Origin of the sequence: Saccharopolyspora sp. 6V (assembly GCF_020176785.1) — a bacterium.
Taxonomy (GTDB): Bacteria; Actinomycetota; Actinomycetes; order Mycobacteriales; family Pseudonocardiaceae; genus Saccharopolyspora_C; species Saccharopolyspora_C gregorii.
Window position 1 is genome coordinate 1 of record NZ_JAIUKB010000027.1, and the last position, 3346, is coordinate 3346.

Here is a 3346-nt window from a genome sequence, read left to right on the forward strand (position 1 = left end):
CTCGGCGGGGCGTTCGGGGTGGTGGTCGGCGTCGGGTCGCCGGGTCGAGTCGGGTCGCCGGGTCGAGTCGGGTCGCGGGGCCGGTTCGGGGCGCCGGGTCGGATCCACCCGCCGGGTCGAGCCGGCGTGCTGGGCCGGTTCGACCCGCTGGGTGGGCTCGGAGCGCCGGGGCTGCGCGGCGGGCCGGGCCGGTTCCGGACTCCGGATCGGCTCGGCGCGCTGGGTCGCCTCGGCGGGGGAGAGCGGATCGGCGCGCGCGGCCGGGCCGGGCCTGCCGGGTTCGGGCCTGGCGGGTTCAGGCCTGGCGGGTTCAGGCCTGCCGGGTTCGGGCCTGGCCGGTTCGGGCCGGACGGGTTCGGCGCGGTGGGTCGGCCGGTCGGCCCGGTGTCGGGTCTGCTCCGGCGGGCCGGCGGGCGCGGCGGCCCGCTCGAACCGGGGGTCGAGGTCGTCGCGTTCGGCGTGGGCCAGGTGGGCGGCGAGCACGGCGCGGCCGTCCCGATCCGCGCGGCCCAGGTCGTCACCACGCGCCCGGTGCCCACTCTCCCGGTGGTCGTACCGGTCGTCGTGCCCGTCCCAACGTTCGCGGTCGTCGCGGTCGTCCCAGCGCTCGTGGTCGTCCCAGCGCTCGCGATCGTTCCGGCTGTCCCAGCGCTCGCGGTCGTCGCGGTCCTCGTCCGACCAGTCCTCCCGGTCGTCCCAGCCGTCCTCGTCGTCCCAGCCGTCCCGGTCGTCCTCGTCCGCCCAGCCGTCCTCGTCCGCCCAGCGGTCGCCGTCCTCCCGGCCGTCCCGCGGGCGCTGCTCGGCGGCGCGGGCGGGCCGGTCCGGCGCCACGTAGCGGCGCAGCTTCATCGTCGGGTCCTCGACGAACACCCAGGACGCCGTGCCCAGCACGTACGCGATCGGCGCCGCGCACAGCAGCATCACGTACTGGTTCGCGATCCCCGCCATCGCCAGCAGCTGCTGCACCGGGAAGCCCCACACGTACACGCCGTAGCTGCCGTTGACGAACCAGCCGGGCACCGTCAGCCGCGACGGCCAGAAGTGCCCCGCCACCACCACCGCGTAGCTCGCCACGAAGGTCATCAGGAACGACGCCGCGATGCTGTTCGGCATCGCCGCCAGCACCACCAGCCCCGCGAGCGCGGCCGTCGGCGACAACGGGACGCGGTACAGGTTCAGCACCACGCCCAGCGCGAACGCCACCAGGAACGCCACCAGCGACTCGACCGGGACGCTCAGCAGCGCACCGCCCGACTCCGCGCCCGGGACCTGCTCCAGGTGCCGGTCCCACACCACCAGCGCGACCAGCGCCGCGACCGCCAGCCAGCGCCACCGCTGCTTCGCCGCGCCCAGGAGCAGCAGCGCGTACAACCCGCCGTAGGCGAGCAGCTCCATCGGCAGCGTCCACAGCGAACCGTTCACCGCGTCCGGCCACGGGTTCGCGGTGAACACGCCGGGGAGGGTGTGCTGCAGCGTCAGCATCCCGGCGTTGTTGACGACGTAGCCCCAGGTGTCGTGCGCGGCGAAGTACTCGCGCACCGGCAGCGTCGTCACCAGCGGGCCGACGATCAGCGCCATCCCGAGGGTCACCGTCAGCATCGGCGGCCACAGCCGCAGCACCCGTTTCGCGGCGAACCGGAGCGGGTGCGGATCGCGCACCCAGCTCTCGGTGATCTGGAATCCGCTCATCGCGAAGAAGCCCATGAGCACGCCCTCGTCGGGCTGCACCGGCCATTCCGGCGGGAACAGTTCCCCCGTTCCGACCAGCGGCGAGCTGTGCCCGTAGATCACGACCAGCGCACCGATCATGCGGATCCAGGCGAAACCGTGCGAGGGCTCGGCGAACCGCTCCGGATGGGCGTGGTCGACACGCTGCGTGCCCATCCGTTTCACCCCCGCGATGTCACCGTCGATCCCAGCCTCGACGCCGAGTAGCGTATCCGGTGGCACCGCGATCTCGACGCGCGTTTCGACGAGCGCGACCGCGCGCGGTTGCTCACACCGGGCGGATCGTTATCCGGCCGGTGCATCGCGCGCACTCCTGGGGGTGCAAAATGACGATCGATCGCACATCGGCAGCGACTCGTGAAAACCGGAAAGGGCGCATCGGTGACCTGGCAAGACGAGCTGCACAACCTCGACGCCGAACTCGCGGCAGGCAGGATCTCCGCCGAGGAGTACCGCTCCCGGCGGGACGCGCTGATCGGTAGGTCGCAGGGCGGGCAATCCGGACCCGCATCCGGCGACCTCCCGCAGCAGCAGCCCGGCACGCCCTCCGGTGGCTTCCCCCAACAGGGGACCCCGCAAAGTGGTCAGCAGAGCCCGTTCCCGCCCGCGTTCAACTGGGGCGCCGCCGCGGCGCAGGGCGCGCAGGCCGCCCAGCAGCAACCGCAGCCGTCGAACGAGTCCACGCAGGTCGTGCCGAACCCGATGGCGCAGCAGTCGGAGAGCACCCAGGTCGTCAACGTCGGCCAGCAGCAGCCGTGGGCCGGCCAGCAGCAGCCCGGCTGGAACCAGCAGCCCGGGTGGAACACCGGTGAGAAGGCCTCCCCGTGGGGCGAACCGGAGCAGCCGTCGGCCCCCGAGCACGGCGACACCAGCTGGATGCGGCAGGGCCCGGAGGTCTTCGAGGTCGGCGACGGCGGTTCGAAGGGCAAGACCATCGCGGGCATCGCGCTCGGCGCGGTGCTGCTCGTCGGCGTCATCGTCGCCGGGGTCTTCTACTTCACCTCCGGTGACGACCAGGCGGAACCGCAGCGCCCCACCGAGCAGCAGGCGCCGCCGGTGCCCACCAGCGAGCCGCTGCCGGAACCGCCCGCGCCGAAGCCCGCGCCGGCCGCCACCCCCGAGGTCCTGGTGGCCGTGCCGCCGGGCCAGCCGCACCCGTACAACGGTCCGCTGGACCGCCCGGCGCTGGAGAACAGCCCCAAGTCCGGAGTGCTGCGGGACCCGGTGCGCGCCGCCGCGCTGCAGGGCGGACTGATCGACGCGTTCTTCAGCCGCAGCGACGGGGCCGCCACCTCGGTGCTGATCGCGGTGCGGATGCCGGACCAGACCGCGGCGCAGTCGGTCGCGGAGGCCTACCTGGACGACCAGCAGGGCCTCGCCGCGGACGAGGACCTGTCGTACCGGGGCGTGGAGGTCATGACGACCGGCGGCGGCGTGTACCGCACCGCCTACGTGGCGCACGGCTGGGCGATCATCGTGGACGTGAACGCGCCGGACAAGGCGGCCGCGCAGACCGCGTTCAAGGCGCTGCTGGACCAGCAGCTCGCGCAGACGCCGCCGACCGTCCGCGACTGACGGCTCCCGAACACCGACGGCCCGCCATCCCCGGGATGGCGGG

At 73.8% G+C, this 3346-nt stretch carries 2 protein-coding genes; one reads left to right on the forward strand and one right to left on the reverse strand.

What is annotated here, in order from left to right; translation table 11 throughout:
- Window positions 1-1884 (reverse strand): acyltransferase (locus LCD35_RS06175; protein WP_225043891.1); only part of this gene is annotated, 1884 nt, incomplete at its 3' end.
- Window positions 1885-2109: 225 nt separating this feature from the next.
- Here LCD35_RS06175 and LCD35_RS06180 point away from each other — a divergent pair.
- Complete coding sequence (locus tag LCD35_RS06180) at window positions 2110-3303, forward strand: hypothetical protein (RefSeq protein WP_225043892.1); 1194 nt, start codon at window positions 2110-2112, stop codon at window positions 3301-3303.
- The last annotated feature ends 43 nt before the right edge of the window (window positions 3304-3346 follow it).